The organism is Campylobacter sp. BCW_4323, assembly GCF_001763115.1.
GTDB classification, from domain to species: domain Bacteria; phylum Campylobacterota; class Campylobacteria; order Campylobacterales; family Campylobacteraceae; genus Campylobacter_D; species Campylobacter_D jejuni.
Map to the genome: position 1 here is coordinate 1 of NZ_MJYC01000039.1, position 17,016 is coordinate 17,016.

General features: G+C 30.9%; 19 protein-coding genes and 1 pseudogene. 13 read left to right on the plus strand and 7 right to left on the minus strand.

Annotated features, from left to right (window positions below; all coding sequences use genetic code 11):
- Positions 1 to 136 (plus strand): annotated as a pseudogene (locus AJN60_RS09305) (methyl-accepting chemotaxis protein); the annotation flags it as partial.
- Between the two features lie 120 nt (positions 137 to 256).
- On the opposite strand, the gene AJN60_RS02545 reads toward AJN60_RS09305, so the two are convergent.
- Genes AJN60_RS02545 through ilvE form a run of 4 tightly spaced genes read right to left on the minus strand, consistent with a single transcriptional unit; the run spans position 257 to position 3,321 of the window.
- On the minus strand, positions 257 to 766 hold the full coding sequence (locus AJN60_RS02545) for a DUF2393 family protein (protein WP_002861050.1): 510 nt from the start codon (positions 764 to 766) through the stop codon (positions 257 to 259).
- On the minus strand, positions 766 to 1,296 hold the full coding sequence (locus AJN60_RS02550; protein ID WP_070285818.1) for a DUF2393 domain-containing protein: 531 nt from the start codon (positions 1,294 to 1,296) through the stop codon (positions 766 to 768). Before AJN60_RS02550 ends, AJN60_RS02545 begins: the two co-directional genes overlap by 1 nt.
- 12 nt (positions 1,297 to 1,308) lie before the next feature.
- Positions 1,309 to 2,394 carry a prohibitin family protein gene (locus AJN60_RS02555; protein ID WP_044780358.1) on the minus strand — a complete coding sequence of 362 codons (1,086 nt, stop codon included), beginning with the start codon at positions 2,392 to 2,394 and terminating at the stop codon, positions 1,309 to 1,311.
- Positions 2,395 to 2,406: 12 nt separating this feature from the next.
- On the minus strand, positions 2,407 to 3,321 hold the full coding sequence (gene ilvE, locus AJN60_RS02560) for a branched-chain-amino-acid transaminase (protein ID WP_070285819.1): 915 nt from the start codon (positions 3,319 to 3,321) through the stop codon (positions 2,407 to 2,409).
- 173 nt (positions 3,322 to 3,494) lie between these two features.
- Between ilvE and AJN60_RS02565 the strand changes: the two genes are divergently transcribed.
- The 12 genes from AJN60_RS02565 (at position 3,495) to AJN60_RS02620 (ending at position 14,891) form a co-directional block, all read left to right on the plus strand.
- Positions 3,495 to 3,701 carry a 4-oxalocrotonate tautomerase family protein gene (locus AJN60_RS02565; RefSeq protein WP_052782100.1) on the plus strand — a complete coding sequence of 69 codons (207 nt, stop codon included), beginning with the start codon at positions 3,495 to 3,497 and terminating at the stop codon, positions 3,699 to 3,701.
- Positions 3,698 to 4,153 carry a thioredoxin-dependent thiol peroxidase gene (gene bcp, locus AJN60_RS02570; protein WP_053872509.1) on the plus strand — a complete coding sequence of 152 codons (456 nt, stop codon included), beginning with the start codon at positions 3,698 to 3,700 and terminating at the stop codon, positions 4,151 to 4,153. The genes AJN60_RS02565 and bcp overlap by 4 nt, the downstream gene beginning before the upstream one ends.
- A complete protein-coding gene (locus AJN60_RS02575) occupies positions 4,153 to 5,244 on the plus strand; it encodes an epoxyqueuosine reductase QueH (RefSeq protein WP_070285820.1) in 1,092 nt (363 codons plus the stop codon). The genes bcp and AJN60_RS02575 overlap by 1 nt, the downstream gene beginning before the upstream one ends.
- Before the next feature lie 94 nt (positions 5,245 to 5,338).
- Complete coding sequence (fabZ, locus tag AJN60_RS02580; protein WP_002851782.1) at positions 5,339 to 5,779, plus strand: 3-hydroxyacyl-ACP dehydratase FabZ; 441 nt, start codon at positions 5,339 to 5,341, stop codon at positions 5,777 to 5,779.
- On the plus strand, positions 5,779 to 6,570 hold the full coding sequence (gene lpxA, locus AJN60_RS02585) for an acyl-ACP--UDP-N-acetylglucosamine O-acyltransferase (RefSeq protein WP_002870854.1): 792 nt from the start codon (positions 5,779 to 5,781) through the stop codon (positions 6,568 to 6,570). The genes fabZ and lpxA overlap by 1 nt, the downstream gene beginning before the upstream one ends.
- A complete protein-coding gene (gene clpX, locus AJN60_RS02590) occupies positions 6,563 to 7,786 on the plus strand; it encodes an ATP-dependent Clp protease ATP-binding subunit ClpX (protein WP_002860329.1) in 1,224 nt (407 codons plus the stop codon). Before lpxA ends, clpX begins: the two co-directional genes overlap by 8 nt.
- A 10-nt stretch (positions 7,787 to 7,796) precedes the next feature.
- Positions 7,797 to 8,837, plus strand: coding sequence for a rod shape-determining protein (locus AJN60_RS02595; RefSeq protein WP_002861059.1), 1,041 nt, complete (start codon positions 7,797 to 7,799; stop codon positions 8,835 to 8,837).
- On the plus strand, positions 8,827 to 9,576 hold the full coding sequence (gene mreC, locus AJN60_RS02600; RefSeq protein ID WP_070261202.1) for a rod shape-determining protein MreC: 750 nt from the start codon (positions 8,827 to 8,829) through the stop codon (positions 9,574 to 9,576). Before AJN60_RS02595 ends, mreC begins: the two co-directional genes overlap by 11 nt.
- A 260-nt stretch (positions 9,577 to 9,836) precedes the next feature.
- Positions 9,837 to 13,103, plus strand: coding sequence for a carbamoyl-phosphate synthase large subunit (gene carB, locus AJN60_RS02605; protein WP_070285821.1), 3,267 nt, complete (start codon positions 9,837 to 9,839; stop codon positions 13,101 to 13,103).
- Positions 13,100 to 13,951, plus strand: coding sequence for a DNA-methyltransferase (locus AJN60_RS02610; protein ID WP_070285822.1), 852 nt, complete (start codon positions 13,100 to 13,102; stop codon positions 13,949 to 13,951). Before carB ends, AJN60_RS02610 begins: the two co-directional genes overlap by 4 nt.
- Positions 13,948 to 14,469 (plus strand): PD-(D/E)XK nuclease superfamily protein, encoded by a 522-nt coding sequence (locus tag AJN60_RS02615; protein WP_070285823.1) that lies wholly within the window; start codon positions 13,948 to 13,950, stop codon positions 14,467 to 14,469. Before AJN60_RS02610 ends, AJN60_RS02615 begins: the two co-directional genes overlap by 4 nt.
- Positions 14,469 to 14,891 carry a hypothetical protein gene (locus AJN60_RS02620; RefSeq protein WP_002861062.1) on the plus strand — a complete coding sequence of 141 codons (423 nt, stop codon included), beginning with the start codon at positions 14,469 to 14,471 and terminating at the stop codon, positions 14,889 to 14,891. Before AJN60_RS02615 ends, AJN60_RS02620 begins: the two co-directional genes overlap by 1 nt.
- On the opposite strand, the gene AJN60_RS02625 is transcribed toward AJN60_RS02620, so the two are convergent.
- Genes AJN60_RS02625 through AJN60_RS02635 form a run of 3 tightly spaced genes read right to left on the minus strand, consistent with a single transcriptional unit; the run spans position 14,892 to position 17,013 of the window.
- On the minus strand, positions 14,892 to 15,869 hold the full coding sequence (locus AJN60_RS02625) for a transaldolase (RefSeq protein WP_070261200.1): 978 nt from the start codon (positions 15,867 to 15,869) through the stop codon (positions 14,892 to 14,894). It lies immediately after the preceding gene.
- Complete coding sequence (serB, locus tag AJN60_RS02630; RefSeq protein ID WP_070285824.1) at positions 15,869 to 16,492, minus strand: phosphoserine phosphatase SerB; 624 nt, start codon at positions 16,490 to 16,492, stop codon at positions 15,869 to 15,871. The genes AJN60_RS02625 and serB overlap by 1 nt, the downstream gene beginning before the upstream one ends.
- Positions 16,492 to 17,013 (minus strand): chemotaxis protein CheW, encoded by a 522-nt coding sequence (locus AJN60_RS02635; protein WP_044779559.1) that lies wholly within the window; start codon positions 17,011 to 17,013, stop codon positions 16,492 to 16,494. The genes serB and AJN60_RS02635 overlap by 1 nt, the downstream gene beginning before the upstream one ends.
- Positions 17,014 to 17,016 lie beyond the last annotated feature (3 nt).

Here is a 17,016-nt window from a genome sequence, read left to right on the forward strand (position 1 = left end):
CAATGATAGCGTAGCACAAATTGATCAAACTACTAAAGATAATGTTGAAATTGCTAATGAATCAGCTATTATTTCTAGTACAGTAAGTGATATAGCTAATAACATCTTAGAAGATGTTAAGAAGAAGAGGTTTTAACCTTAGATAACTAGCTAAAAAGCTAGTTATCTATATAAAATAATATATGTTTAATTCTTTAAGATTTAATGAAATGTGATATAGGCAAATTCTAATTGTCAATATTAAGTATTTTCTAAATCAAATACATTTTAGAGTGTGATAAAATTCAGGGTTATCAAAACTTGGAGGAAAAGGAACACTGGCTCTAAATTCTTTATAAGTATTACCTGGAAGTTTGTCTATAATTTCTATAGTGTAAGAAACACTTGTATTTTGCATTTTGGCATTGCGAATATTTTTATCATTGAAAATTTCTCCCCCTACTTTTTTTTGGTTTAATATGCTAAGTATCAAATAGCATTTTCTGATTTCAAATTTAGTAAGATTTTGAACCTTTCCGCTCACGATAACACTTTCATGTCTTAGATCTCTTGTATAGGTTAGTTTGCTAAGATCGGCTTGAGTGGTGAATTGATTGATTGTTAGAAAAATAGAATATATTAAAAGTGCGGTAAAAATAGTAGCTATGGTATAAGAAATCAAAGCCATTTCTTTCTGTTTAACTTTTAGAAAGATTAAAATACAAATCAAGGCAAAGCAAATAAGTAAAATGATAAAAGCTATAATATGAAAAATTGTAAAATGCATTAAAAACACTCCGAAACTAAGCGTATGGTATAGTTATTTTCATAGTTAAAATTTTCAAAGGCAATTCTTTGAAATTGGGTTGCATTTTTCTTTAGATCTTTAATTTCTCTACTTTTTTGTCTAAAAGGGATAAATTTCTTTTTATATTCTTCTATGATATTATCATTAGGTATTTTATCCGCAAAAATTTTAGCTGTAATTTTACATTCTTTAAAATTATTTTTTGAATTATTTGTAATGTTAAAATCAACAATTAAATCATTTGAGCTTTGTATTATTTTTTGATCTGTAATAGCGGTTTTTCGAGTTCTTACTTCATTGTCTATTAGTTTATACCCATAGATATAAATTAAAAAACAAATAATAATATCAAATGCAATAATAAAAAGTGCTACTATAGGTCTATGGCGTAAAAATACACAAAGAAGTAAAACACAAGTGAAGAGAAAAAAAACTAATAAAATCAGCATATAATCCACTAAATATAAATGAGTAGTGTAAAAAAGCACGATTTCTCTTAGTTTTTCCACTTGCATATCCTTTTAGTTCATGTTGGCAGAACTTTGCTTTTTAGCATCTTTGGTATCAACCCAAATGTTTGGTACTGCTCCACCTGGAGTTAAGAAAATTTTAGCATCTTGATTGACTTTTAAAGCTTCATTAAATTCTTTTTGAGTTTCAATTTGCTTTAAATTTAGTAAAGGAGTGTTTAAGCTGTTTGCGATTTCTTTATTAGAATAAGCTTGTGCATCTGCTTCTATTTTAACAGCCATAGCTTTACCTTTAGCACTGATTATGGTTGCGTTTGCTTCCCCTTCAGCTAAGGCGGCTTTTTTTAAGGCTTCTTGATTAGCTCTTTCTACTTCATACTTAGTTCTTTCAGCTTCTTGTTTTGCAATTTGTACGCGTTCGATTTGCTCTTTTACTTTTGAAGGTAAAATAATTTCTCTAAGTTGTACAGCACGAAGTTCTACAGGTTCATTTGGTTGAGCTTCTATAGTTTTTCTTATGCCTTCTTCTATTTGAGCGGCTATTGTATTACGATTAGTAGGAAGTTCCTCGGCTGTATATTTTCCTACAACACTTCGCACTACATCACGAACAACTGGATCGATAATTTTATTTTCCCAATTTAAGCTCCAAGTAGCTATGGTTTGAGGAACTTGCAAAGGATTTAAACGGTATTGCACTGTAACATCAATAGATACAGGCAATCCACGAGAGTCAAGCACAGAAATACTATTTTTATTAATAACACCTGAACCTGAAGATAAATTTTCATTACTTCCCTCTATAGAAGCATAGTTGATTTGTCTTACTCTAGTATCGATTATGGTTATTTTTTGTACAAAAGGTAAGAAAAAGTGAAGTCCTGGTTCTAATGGATTTGGGTCATATTTACCTGTTGTTGATTTAATCCCCATTTCTCCAGAATTTATTACCATAAAAGGTTTTGCAACGATTAAAAATAAGATAATAATAATCACCCCATAAATAAGCGGAGAGAATTTTCCAAAACCTTTAAAATTAAATTCTGGTGCTTTGAAATTGAAATTTTGACGGTTGTTTCCGTTATTATTAGAATTTCCATTTTTTTTATTGAAATAATCATTCAAATCAGCTGGCATTTATTTCCTTTTTTAAATATAAGTTAGCATAGATGCGTATTTTTGATTGCGTCCATAAACTACATCAAAATAAGCATCTTGAAGTTTTTTAGTTACAGATCCTCTTAAACCATTTCCTATTATTCTTGCATCAATATTGTTAATAGGTGTGATTTCAGCGGCTGTTCCGGTAAAAAATGCTTCATCAGCAGTATAAACTTCATCTCTTGAAATTCTTTGGCGAAGCACAGTGACACCAAGATCATGAGCGATTTTAAGCACTGTATCTTGAGTAATGCTTTTTAAAGAAAAATCATTTGGAGGTGTGATTAAAACCCCATCTTTTACAATAAAGAAACATTCTCCTGTTCCTTCTGCGATAAAACCTTGTTCATCAAGCATTAAAGCTTCTTCATAACCTGCTTCAATAGCTTCAAATTTTGCAATTTGAGAGTTAAGGTAATTCGCGCTTGCTTTAGCTTTTCCCATGCATGATTTAACACTATTTCTTGCAAAAGACGAAATTTTTACTTTTATGCCTTTTTCTAAGCCTTCTTCTCCAAGGTAAGCGCCCCATTCCCAAGCTGCAATCCCAACTCTTACAGGAGCTTTTATATGATAAAGTCCCATAACTCCATCGCCTAAGAAAATCAAAGGGCGGATATAGACATTGCTTTTAAAATTGTTTGCTTTTAAGAGTTCAATTTGTGCATTTTCAAGCTCTTTTTGAGAAAAAGGACAATTTAAAAGAGTAATTTTTGCAGACTCTAAAAGTCTTTTGGTGTGATCTTCAAGTCTGAAAATTGCTAAGCCTTTATCTGTTTTATAGGCTCTAGTTCCTTCAAAAACAGCATTGCCATAATGTAAAGAATGGGTTAAAAAGTGTAAAGTTGCATCTTTAAAATCAACTAATTTTCCATCCATCCAAATTTTATCTGCTGAGATCATTTTTTACCTTTTATAGTTGTTTATTTCTTAAAAAATATTATTTTAAGAATAAATCGGGATTTTATCAAAAATATACTAACAATAAGCTTTTATTAAATTAAGGTTTTTTGTTAAAAAAAATATTAGGTATTTTTTGAAATAATTATAAAAAATTATCATTAAAAAGGAGAAATATGCCATTAGTAAATATTAAATTAGCAAAGCCGTCTTTAAGCAAGGAACAAAAAGCGGAGCTTATAGCTGATATTACCAAACTTTTAAGCACGAAATATAATAAAAGTAAAGAAAGAGTTGTGGTGGTTTTAGAAGATGTAGAAAATTATGACATAGGTTTTGGTGGAGAAAGTGTAGAAGCTATCAAAGCAAAGGCAAATAAATGAGTTTAAATATAGGAGATAAAGCGCCTCAGTTTGAGCTCTTAAATCAAGATGGGGTAAAAATAGCATTAAAAGATTTTATTGGTAAAAAGGTAATTTTGTATTTTTATCCAAAAGATAATACTCCAGGTTGCACTACAGAAGCTTGTGATTTTAGTTTAAATTATGATAAATTTGGTGATAAAAATGCAGTGATTATCGGTATCAGTCCTGATAGCGTGGCAAGTCATGAAAAATTTATCTCTAAATTTGGTTTAAAGCATATTTTACTTAGTGATAGCGAAAAAGAAGTTGCTAAAGCTTATGGAGCTTGGGGGCTTAAGAAAAATTACGGAAAAGAATACGAAGGTCTTATTCGATCTACTTTTGTTATCGATGAAACAGGTAAGATTGCTCAAATTTATAGTAATGTTCGTGTAAAAGATCATGCTTTAAAAGTACTTGAAAGTCTTTAATGTTAGTGCATATTTGTTGTAGTGTGGATAGTCATTATTTTGTTGAAGAACTTAGAAAGACTTATCCTGATGAAAAAATCATAGGGTATTTTTATGATCCAAATATCCATCCTTTAAGCGAATACGAACTAAGATTTTTAGATGTAAAAAGATCTTGTGATAAACTTGGTATTAAGTTATATAAGGGCGAGTATGAGTATGAAAAATGGCTTAATGCTGTGCGTGGTTATGAAAATGAGCCTGAAAAAGGTGCAAGGTGTGAAATTTGTTTTGATGTAAGAATGGGAACTAGTGTTAAATTTGCTGCTAAAATAGGAGAAAAAAAGCTTACTACTACGCTTTTAACCAGCCCTAAAAAAGATTTAGAACAGTTAAAAAATGCTTTACAAAAAGAATGTGAGCCTTATGGAGTAGAGTTTTTAGCCCCTGATTTTCGTAAAAATGGCGGCACTCAAAGGCAGTTTGCTTTAGCAAAAAAAGAAATGCTTTATCATCAAAACTATTGTGGTTGTATTTATGGGCTTAAAAAACAAAAACAAGATAAGAATTTCATTGATGAGTTAATGTCTCCTGTAAATAAGCAAATTTTACCTGCAAGTATAGAAGCAAGAATAGCTCTTTATAAAAAAATAGTTTTATGGGAAAAAAAGGGTATAAAATTTGAAATTTTAAGAGAGAAATTTTTAAATTATCGTCTTTTAAGTGCTTTAATAAAATTAGATAAAAAGCCTGTTAAATCTCATATTTTATTTTATTCGCATTTTAAAAACGCTTATACAAGATTTTCTTTGGATGAGGAAAATTTAAAACAAAATTTAAAAGAAGGCTTTTATAGAAGCACTAAAGATGAAATGGTTTTTGTTGAATTTTGGCGTTTTAATGCATTTTTTAAAAACAAATGGAAAAATTTTGAAGATTTTTTAAAAAGACCTTTGAGTGTGCAAGCAGAAATTAAATGGCGTAATAAATTGTTTGGAACTTATAATCTTAGCCCTATTATCATCCTTGAAAATATTTTACCTTCAAGATATGAAGTGATAGCAAAAAGTGCAATTTATCATGATAATCAAGAGGTGCTTATAAAAATTTAAGAAATTTATTAAGAAAAACTTTTTTTGTTAATATAATTTTTAATGATTTTTTTATATAATAAAATTTTTAATTGTTTTCAAGGTTAATTTAATAATGATAGATGTAATGCAAATTCAAGAAATCTTACCACACCGTTATCCTTTTTTACTAGTAGATAAAATTACAGAATTAAAAGTCAAAGAAGTGGTGCGAGGATATAAAAACATCAGTATAAGTGACCATGTTTTTATGGGACATTTTCCAGGACATCCTATCTATCCTGGAGTTTTGATTTTAGAAGGTATGGCTCAAACAGGTGGAGTTTTAGCTTTTGAAAGTATGGAAGATAAAGTGGATCCAAAAAGTAAAGTAGTTTATTTCACAGGTATAGATGGAGCAAAATTTAGAAATCCTGTGCGTCCTGGAGATAGGCTTGATTATGAAATGAGCGTGGTTAAAAATCGTGGTAATATGTGGATTTTTAAAGGGCAAGCTTTTGTAGATGGAAATTTAGTTGCAGAGGCTGAGCTTAAAGCTATGATAGTGGATAAATAATGAAAAAAATTCATCCAAGTGCGGTGATTGAAGAGGGTGCACAACTTGGTGATGATGTTGTAATAGAAGCTTATGCTTATGTAAGCAAAGATGCTAAAATAGGTAATGATGTTGTCATCAAACAAGGTGCTCGAATTCTTTCAGATACAACTATAGGTGATCATTCTCGTGTATTTTCTTATGCTATAGTAGGCGATATTCCTCAGGACATATCTTATAAAGAAGAGCAAAAAAGCGGTGTTGTTATAGGAAAAAATGCAACTATTAGAGAATTTGCAACGATAAATTCAGGTACAGCTAAAGGAGATGGTTTTACTCGTATAGGCGATAATGCTTTTATTATGGCTTATTGTCATATTGCTCATGATTGTCTTTTAGGTAATAATATTATTTTAGCTAATAATGCAACTTTAGCAGGACATGTAGAGCTTGGAGATTTTACGGTTGTAGGCGGGCTTACACCTATTCATCAATTTGTCAAAGTAGGTGAGGGTTGTATGATAGCAGGAGCAAGTGCACTTTCTCAGGATATAGTACCGTTTTGTTTAGCAGAAGGAAATCGTGCAAGTATTAGAAGTTTAAATTTAGTAGGTATTCGTCGTCGTTTTGATAAAGATGAAGTAGATAGACTTAGCAGAGCTTTTAAAACTTTATTTAGACAAGGAGATTTAAAAGAAAATGCTAAAAATTTACTTGAAAATCAAGAAAGTGAAAATGTTAAAAAAATGTGCCATTTTATATTAGAAACAAAGCGCGGAATTCCTTTTTATAGGGGTAAAAATAATGCCTAGAAAATGTAGTTTTTGCAATGAAGTGGAGAATCCACAAAGAAGAATTTTAGCAAATGAAAATGATGATGCTTTTATTTGTGAATATTGCGTTGAAGGTGCTTATAGTATTATTTATGGAGAAGAAAAAGAATTTAAAGAACCTAAACAAAGTCATAATACAGAATTTAAAGATATCACTCCAAAAGAATTAAAAGCTTATTTAGATCGTTATGTCATAGGACAAGATAGAGCTAAAAAAGTTTTTAGTGTTGGAGTATACAATCATTATAAAAGACTTTTTAAAGCTGAACTTCAAGATGATGATACAGAGCTTTTTAAGTCAAATATTTTACTTGTTGGGCCAACAGGAAGTGGAAAAACTTTATTGGCGCAAACTTTAGCTAAATTTTTAGATGTACCTATAGCAATTTGTGATGCAACTTCTTTAACTGAAGCAGGATATGTAGGTGAGGATGTGGAAAATATTTTAACACGTCTTTTACAAGCTGCAGATGGAGATGTGCAAAGAGCTCAAAAAGGTATAGTTTTTATTGATGAGATTGATAAAATTGCTAGAATGAGTGAAAATCGTTCTATTACTCGTGATGTAAGTGGAGAGGGTGTGCAACAAGCTTTACTTAAGATTATCGAAGGAAGTTTGGTAAATATTCCACCAAAAGGGGGAAGAAAACATCCAAATCAAGAGTTTATACAAATTGACACTTCAAATATTTTATTTGTTTGTGGTGGAGCTTTTGATGGTTTGGAAACTATCTTAAAAAGAAAACTTGGCGATAAAGTTGTGGGCTTTTTTGATGATGCAAAAGAAGAAAATAAAGCTTTACTTGAGAAAATTGAACCTGATGATTTGGTGCATTTTGGTTTGATTCCTGAGCTTATAGGTCGTTTGCATGTGATTGCATCTTTAAATGAGCTTAATGAAGAGGATATGGTAAGAATTTTAACTGAACCTAAAAATGCCATTATTAAACAATATCAAAAGCTTTTTGCTATTGATGGGGTAAATTTAAAATTTGAAGAAGATGCTCTAAGAGCTATCGCACAACTTGCATTGGAGAGAAAAACAGGGGCTAGGGGACTTAGAAGTATTATAGAAGAAATGATGGTAGATTTAATGTTTGAGTTACCAGAGTATAAAAATTATGATATTGTAATAACTAAAGAAGTTGTTAAAGACAATGCAAAAGCATTATTAATAAAAAGAAAAATAAGTTAAAAGGATAGAAATGATATTAGATCAACTTATAGGATTTTTTTCTAGTGATATGGGGATTGATTTAGGAACAGCTAATACGCTAGTTTTGATAAAAGATAAGGGTATAGTGATAAATGAGCCTTCTGTTGTGGCAGTTGAAAGAGAAAGGTATGGTTCCAAAGCAAAAATTTTAGCCGTAGGTAAAGAAGCTAAAGATATGGTGGGAAAAACTCCAGGCAATATCGAAGCTATTCGTCCTATGAAAGATGGCGTGATTGCAGATTTTGATATGACTGAAAAAATGATCCGCTATTTCATAGAAAAAACACACCGTAGAAAAAGTTTTTTACGCCCTAGAATTATCATTTCTGTTCCTTATGGTTTAACTCAAGTTGAAAGAAAAGCGGTAAGAGAAAGTGCTTTAAGCGCAGGTGCAAGAGAGGTATTTTTGATTGAAGAGCCTATGGCAGCGGCTATTGGTGCAAGTTTGCCTATACAAGAGCCTAAAGGAAATTTGGTAGTAGATATAGGGGGTGGAACTACTGAGATTGGAGTGATTTCTTTGGGTGGACTTGTGATTTCAAAGTCTATTCGTACAGCTGGAGATAAGCTTGATATGAGTATAGTTAATTATGTAAAAGAAAAATACAATCTTATCATAGGTGAAAGAACAGGCGAAGAGATCAAAATCACTATAGGTTCAGCAATACAACTTCCAAAAGAACTTTCTATGGTGGTAAAAGGACGTGATCAGGTAAGTGGACTTTTAAGTCGTATTGAACTTACAAGTGAAGATGTAAGAGAAGCAATGCGTGAGTATTTAAAAGAAATTGCTGATGCTTTAAAAATGGTTCTTGAAATGATGCCGCCTGATTTAGCAAGTGATATAGTAGAAAATGGTGTAGTTTTAACAGGTGGCGGAGCATTGATTCGTGGTCTTGATAAATACTTAAGTGAAATTGTGCGTTTGCCAGTTTATATCGCAGATGAACCGCTTTTAGCTGTAGCAAAAGGAACGGGTAAAGCTTTAGAGGAAATTTCATTATTACAACAATTAACCAATGAAGAATAAGATTTTTTATGTTCTTGTCTTAGCCTTTTTGGTTTTTATATCTTTTTATTATGGAGGACTTATCAAACAAAATGTTCTCCGTGTTAATGACTTTGTTATAGGTAATTTTTATAATATTAAAGATTATTTGGGAGAAAAAATTTCAGAACATTTTAATCAAGCAAATCAAATTCAGCAATTAAAAGCTAGAAATAAAGAATTAGAAGACATTGCTGTAAAGGTAACTAGCTTTGCAAATCAATTAAATCGTATTTTAGAGGATCAAAATTCTACAAAATATTTACCTCAAGTTTCTTTAACTAGAGTTATTTCTTATGTTCAATTGAATGATTATAAAAAATTATGGCTAGATTGGAGCAAAATTCCCGTTGGTAAAAATCGCGGTTTAATATATCAAGGATATACTGCAGGTATAGCTATTAATAAAGATGGCAGAACAATGGCTCTTCTGCAAGGTGATGATCAGTGTGTTTTTTCTGTTTATATAGGAAAATCCAAAGCTCCAGGTTTAATTCAAGGCGAAAATGGCAAGGTTGTGGTTAAATTTATTCCAAAGTGGGCGAAAATTAATGTCGGAGATGAAATCTTAACAAGTGGACTTGATAATATTTTCTTTTCGGATGTCCCTGTTGGGATTGTGAATAGAGTTGATGATGAAGATATGTATCAAAGTGTAGAAGTAAAGCCTTATGTTAAAATCAGTATTCCTGCTTATTTATATGTAGTAGATAATTTATAAGTCAAGGGTTAGACTTTTTAAAAATTTTCTATATTTTTACTAATTATTATAACTTTGTTTAATGCTAAAAATTTTGTTAAATTATCAAATAAATTTTTATAATCGAATGAGAATTTTATAAAAAATCTTAAATTTCTTTATGTATTATTTCCTAGATTAAAAGCAGGGTGTTTATTTTTTAAAATTATATCGATAATTTCAAAGTTTATAAAACTAATTTTTGTTATAATCAGCTCAAATTCATGCTCTTAGGAAAATTTATGCCAAAACGAACAGATATTAAAAGTATTTTACTTATAGGAAGTGGTCCTATTGTGATAGGACAAGCTTGTGAATTTGATTATTCTGGAACTCAAGCCGCAAAGACTTTAAAAGAGTTAGGATATCGTGTAGTATTAATCAACTCAAATCCTGCAACTATCATGACAGATCCTGAATTTGCAGATGCAACTTATATAGAACCCATAACAAAAGAAAGTATTTTAAGTATTATTAAAAAAGAAAAAATTGATGCAATTTTGCCAACTATGGGCGGACAAGTAGCGTTAAATGTTGCTATGGAAGTTTATGAAAGCGGACTTTTAGGAGATGTAAAATTTTTAGGCGCAAATCCTGAGTCGATTAAAAAGGGCGAAGATCGTCAGGTCTTTAAAGAATGTATGAAAAAAATCGGTATGGATTTGCCAAAATCGATGTATGCGTATAATTATGATGAAGCTTTAAAAGCCGTAGATGAAATCGGCTTTCCTTTGATGATCCGTGCTTCTTATACTTTAGGAGGTGCTGGAAGTGGTGTGGTTTATAATATGGACGAATTTAAAGAACTCGCTAATACTGCTTTAGCTTTATCGCCTATCCATGAAATTTTGATTGAAGAAAGTTTGTTAGGTTGGAAAGAATATGAAATGGAAGTTATACGCGATAGAGCGGATAATTGTATCATAGTTTGTAGTATAGAAAATATCGATCCTATGGGAGTTCATACAGGAGATAGTATTACAATAGCTCCAGCATTAACTTTGACGGATAAAGAATATCAAGTTATGCGTAATGCTTCTTTTGCTATTTTGCGTGAAATTGGCGTAGATACAGGTGGAAGTAATGTACAATTTGCTATCAACCCAAAAAATGGAAGAATGATAGTTATAGAAATGAATCCAAGAGTTTCAAGATCAAGTGCTTTAGCTTCTAAGGCAACGGGTTATCCTATAGCAAAGGTTGCGACACTTTTGGCAATAGGCTTTAGTTTAGATGAGATTAAAAATGACATTACGGGAACTCCTGCATCTTTCGAGCCTGTGATTGATTACATTGTAACAAAAATTCCTCGCTTTACTTTTGAAAAATTTCCAGGAGCAAATACAACTTTAGGTACAGCTATGAAAAGTGTGGGTGAGGTAATGGCTATAGGACGCACTTTTAAAGAAAGTATACAAAAAGCACTTTGTTCTCTTGAGCGTTCTTTGAGTGGTTTTGATAGAGTAAAATTTGAAGATAGAAATGATCTTGTTTTTAAAATTCGCAATGCCAATGAAAAGCGTTTACTTTATGTTGCTCAAGCTTTTAGGGAAGGTTTTGGCGTAGAAGAACTTTATGAGCTTTGTAAAATAGATCCTTGGTTTTTAACACAGATTAAAGAAATTGTAGATTTTGAAGAGCAAATTGATATGGATATTTTAAACAATAAAGTTCTTTTGAGAAAAGCAAAAACTATGGGTTTTTCAGACAAAATGATAGCCTTGCTTGTGAATTTGAAAGATAATTTAGAATTAAGCCAAAATGATATTTATTATGCAAGAATGAAGCAAAAAATCATTGCAGAATTTAGCGAAGTGGATACTTGTGCGGGTGAATTTGAAGCTTTAACTCCTTATCTTTATTCAAGTATTAATGTAAGCGAACTCACTCAAAGTAAAAACGATGCTAAGGATAAAAAAGAAAAAAAAGTGATGATTATAGGTGGGGGGCCAAACCGCATAGGACAAGGCATAGAATTTGACTATGCTTGCGTACATGCTTCTTTTGCGCTTAAAGATATGGGTATTAAAACCATTATGTATAATTGTAATCCTGAAACCGTTTCGACTGACTATGATACAAGCGATATTTTGTATTTCGAGCCTATTGATTTTGAACATTTAAGAGCGGTGATTGAGCGTGAAAAACCTGATGGAGTGATTGTGCATTTTGGTGGACAAACTCCTTTGAAATTTGCTAAGCGTTTGAGTGCTTTTGGAGCTAAGATTATAGGTACTAGCGCAAGAGTAATTGATATGGCAGAAGATAGAAAGAAATTTGCCGAATTTATTACAAAACTAGGTATCAATCAGCCAAAAAATTCTACCGCAACAAGTGTAGAAGAAGCGGTTCTTAAGGCTAGTGATATAGGGTATCCTGTGCTTGTAAGACCAAGTTATGTTTTAGGTGGGCGTGCGATGCGTGTGGTAAATGATGAGGCTGAACTTAGACTCTATATGCAAGAAGCTGTAGATGTGAGTGATAAAAGTCCTGTTTTGATCGATCAGTTTTTAGACAATGCTACAGAAATTGATGTTGATGCGATTTGTGATGGCAAAGATGTTTATGTGGCAGGAATTATGGAGCATATAGAAGAAGCAGGAATCCATTCAGGCGATAGTGCTTGTTCTTTACCACCTTGCAATATCGATGAAAAAATGCAAGAATTTATTGCACAAAAAACCGCAGATATTGCTTTAAATTTAGGAGTTGTAGGGCTTTTAAATATACAATTTGCTTTACATAATAATGAGCTTTATATGATAGAAGTAAATCCTAGAGCTAGTCGTACTGTGCCTTTTGTTAGTAAAGCTACGGGTATCCCTTTGGCAAAAGTAGCAACGCGTGTGATGTGGCAAGGAAATTTAAAAGAAGCTTTAAAATTTTATGATACTTTCAAAGTGGTTAATTTTGATACTAAAATTTTACGCCCTAAAACTCCAAAATATATGAGTGTAAAAGAAGCGGTATTTCCATTTGCAAAACTTAGTGGAAGTGATTTAGAATTAGGTCCTGAAATGCGTTCAACGGGTGAAGTTATGGGTATAAGCAAGGATTTTGCAAATTCTTACGCAAAAAGTCAAATCGCATCGTTTAATCATCTTCCAGAGCAAGGCGTGGTATTTATCTCCTTAAAAGATAGGGATAAAAAATATACCAAAAAAATCGCCGCAGAATATGTAAAGCTTGGCTTTAAACTTATGGCAACTGGGGGAACTTGTAAGGAAATTTTAGAAAGTGGTTTTGAGTGTGAGCTTGTGCATAAAATTTCAGAAGGACGCCCCAATGTTGAAGATAAATTGAAAAATGGGGAAATTCACTTAGTTATCAATACAAGCGATAGTCACAGTTTTAAAGGCGATACAAAAAAAATTCGTGAAAATATTATTCGTTTTAAAATACCTTATTTTACAAATTTGCGCTCAGCTTTAGCAGGTGTAAAATCGATTAAAGCTATACAAAACGAAAGTTATTTAGAAGTAAAAAGCTTGCAGGAGTATCTTAAGTGAATTTAAAAGAAAAGTTTATTTTCACTAGCAAAGATAAAAATTTTATCCTTTATCAAAATGATTGTAATAAACTATTGCCTAAATTTGAAAAACAATTTGATTTAATCTTTGCCGATCCACCATATTTTCTTTCAAACGATGGTTTAAGTATTCAAAATGGTAAAATAGTTAGTGTAAATAAAGGAAACTGGGATAGGGGTGATGATATTGAAAAAATAGATAAGTTTAATTTAAAATGGCTATCTAATGCAAAAATAGCACTTAAAGATACTGGAAGTATTTTAATTAGCGGGACTTACCATAATATTTTCTCACTTGGTAGAATTTTACAAAAGCTTGATTTTAAAATTTTAAATATCATTACTTGGCAAAAAACAAATCCTCCGCCAAATTTTAGCTGTCGTTATCTTACACATTCGACAGAACAAATTATTTGGGCTAGAAAAAGTCATAAACATAAGCATATTTTTAATTATAAAATTTTAAGATTTTTAAACAAGAATAAACAAATGCGTGATGTTTGGGCTTTTAATGCTATTGCCCCTTGGGAAAAAACAAATGGAAAACATCCCACACAAAAACCTTTAGCCTTGCTTGCTAGACTTATTTTAATGGCAAGCAATGAAGATTGTTTGATTTGTGATCCTTTTAGTGGAAGCTCAACTACAGGCATTGCAGCAAATTTATTAAATAGAAAATTTATAGGTTTTGAGAAAGAAAGTGAATTTATAGAAATATCAATAGCTAGAAAAAAAGAATTAGAAAATAATTTTAATACTATTAAAAATAAAATTAATGATTTACGATTATTGGAAAAAAATAATTTATTTCAAGGAGATTATTTATGATTACAGGTGGAATTGGCGGAAGTAATACTCAAACTGGATTAGTATTTGAGGGAAGAGTGGATTTAGCAACCTTTTTGTCGCAACAAAATGGTTATACTCTTAATGAAAAACAAGAAGTCTTTTTTAATAATAAAAAAGTAGCAAGAATTTTTAAAAAACACAAGCTTTATGAATTTTTAGAAGAATTGAAAATTAATTGGAAAGAGTGCATTTCTAAAAAACTTTTGCCAGATGATAGTATTTATGTGATTATTAACAATACTTTGCATATTATTGAGTGTAAATTTCAAAGTGTGCATGGATCTGTAGATGAGAAACTGCAGACTTGTGATTTTAAGAAAAAGCAATATCAAAAACTATTTTCTAGGGCAAATATCGAAGTAGAATATATTTATCTTTTAAATGATTGGTTTATGAAGCCTGAATATAAAGATGTTCTAGACTATATTATTAGCGTACGTTGTCAATATTATTTTGAGTATATTCCTTTGCAAAAATTAGGCTTACCAGTTCCTTGATGATTTATTTAGCTCAAACAGATACTACGGTAGGATTTTTAAGTAAAAATTTAGAAGAGATTAATGCTTTAAAAGGTAGAGGTAAAAATCAACCTTGCTTAATCACTTCTGCGAAATTTTGCGAGTTAAAAAGTTTAGCAAGAATTCCAAAATCTTTTAAAAATTTAGTACGTCGTTCTAAAAAAACAACTTTTATTTATCCAAATAATCAGGCCATTCGTATTGTGAAAGAGTGTAAACATGCGAATTTTTTAAGTAAAAATGGCTATTTTTATTCATCTTCGGCAAACAAGCATGGAAAAGAATTTGATGAAGAATGGGCTAGAAGTGTTGCCGATATAATACTTGATGAGAAATTTTTCGAAAATATCCCATCAAAAATATTAAAACTTTCAAAGAATAAAATGATAAAAATACGTTAATTAAAGAGCTTTTAAAATATCTTCAAAAGCAATACAAAATTGCTCTATGCCATCGCTTAATAAATCATTGCAAGCTTTTTCTCGTTCGCTTTGAGAAATGATTTGATTAAGTTCTGTATAAATTTCAAAATTCATTAAAGGTTTTTTAAAATCCATTTTTCCTTTAAATGCCTCTATTGCATCAAGAGGAGCAGTATTAACAGAATTCTCAAAAAGAAGTTCTTTGATATAATAGTCTTTTGGCAGATCATCTCCTTTAACTCCAGTGCTTGCAAACAAGGCGCGAATATTAGGTTCATTTTTTGAGTAGATATTGTTATAAGCTAAATTTGCATTTAAAATTCCAATACGATTTTGCTCTTTGGCTTTAGGATTTAAAAGTCTATCAAAACGACTTACAAAAATACTTATAACAGCTTGTGGTGTTCTAGTATTTTGTTCTTTTAAGGCTATATTGTTTTTTCTAAATTCGAATAAACCTGCATTTAAAGCTTCAAAACATTTTTGACTTTGTTCAAGAGAAAAAATTAAGGTAGCATTGACGCTAATACCATTTTTCATAAGTTCATACATTACTTCATAAGAAGCTTTTGTAGCTGGAATTTTAATCATTACATTTTTTTTGCTAATAGCACTATAAAGTCTTTTAGCTTCGCCTAAACTAAGAGTCGTGTTATCATGAAGTCTTGGATCTATTTCAATACTTATAAATCCATCGTTTTTTTGATAAAAAAGAGGAGCTAATTTATCAGCTGCTTTTTGAATATCAGAAATTGCTAATTCTTCATAAATATCTTTTGTTTTTTTTCCTTTTAATTTAAGAATTTTATCTTTATAAATTGGAGAATTTAAAATAGCATTTTTAAAAATAGCAGGATTTGAAGTGGCGCCATTAATTCCATGTGATAATAAATTTAAAAATTCATTATCTAAAAAACTATTTTCTATAAAATCACACCAAAGAGAAAAATTTTTCATTATATTACCTTTATTATTTCTTTTAAGTCTTTTATATCTATGCAAATATCAGCTTGGGAACGTAAAATTTCTTTAGCACAAAATGCAATCTTTAATCCACTGTCATTAAACATTGCCAAATCATTTGCCCCATCGCCAACACACATCACTTCATCTGTTTTCAAATTTAAAAAGCTTTTTAATCGTTGTAGCATTAAGCCTTTTGAATTTGAAAACATCATTTCCCCGCCAACTAGCCCTGTTAAAATGTCATTTTTATGATGCAGATAATTTGCAAAACCGAGGTTAATTCCAAGTTTTTGCATAGCAGGATCTATGCCTTCATGAAAACCACCGCTAAAAATAACAATTTGTATATTTTTAGATTTTAAATATTGGATAAGTTCATGTGCTCCATGCATTAGTGGAAGTGTGCTACCTAATTCTAAAACTTTTTTATAAGACATACCTTTTAAAAGGCTTACTCGTTTTTGAAGACTTTCGAAAAAATCAAGCTCTCCAGCCATGGTATGGCGGGTAATTTCGCTTGTTTGATTACCCTTGCCATGCGCTGTAGCTAAAATATCGATGGTTTCACCATCCATTAAAGTAGCGTCAAAGTCAAAAACACAAAGTTTAATCATTAAAATTCGCGCTTAAGTAAAGCTTCTACTTTGAGTATTGTTAAGATATTTTCATCTCTTTTTCCTATGCCATAAATCATACCTTTGTCTTTAACTAAAGTTTCAGGTGGTGGATCGATTCTGTTTCTGTGAATTTTAATTGCTTCGGTTAATCTATCTATAACAAAACCAGCATTTCCTCCAACTCCAGTTCCATTTGTCTCACCTCTTAAAACAATATATCTTGTTTGAGGTGTCATTTTAGAACTTCCTAAATGAAAGCGTTGAGCTAGATCAATAAGTGGCATAACATTACCACGCATATTAAAAACCCCTAGAACATAATCAGGTACACTAGGAACTCTAGTATATTCTATAGGTTTGATGATTTCTTGTATATTAAGAATTGGAATCGCATATTCCTCATCTCCAACTACAAAGCCAACAAGTTGGATGATATCATCTTCTCTTTGATTGACATCAGGACCAGCCATCTGAGTTTGCTGTTTTTGCAAAATTTGCTCTAATTTTTCATTACTCATATT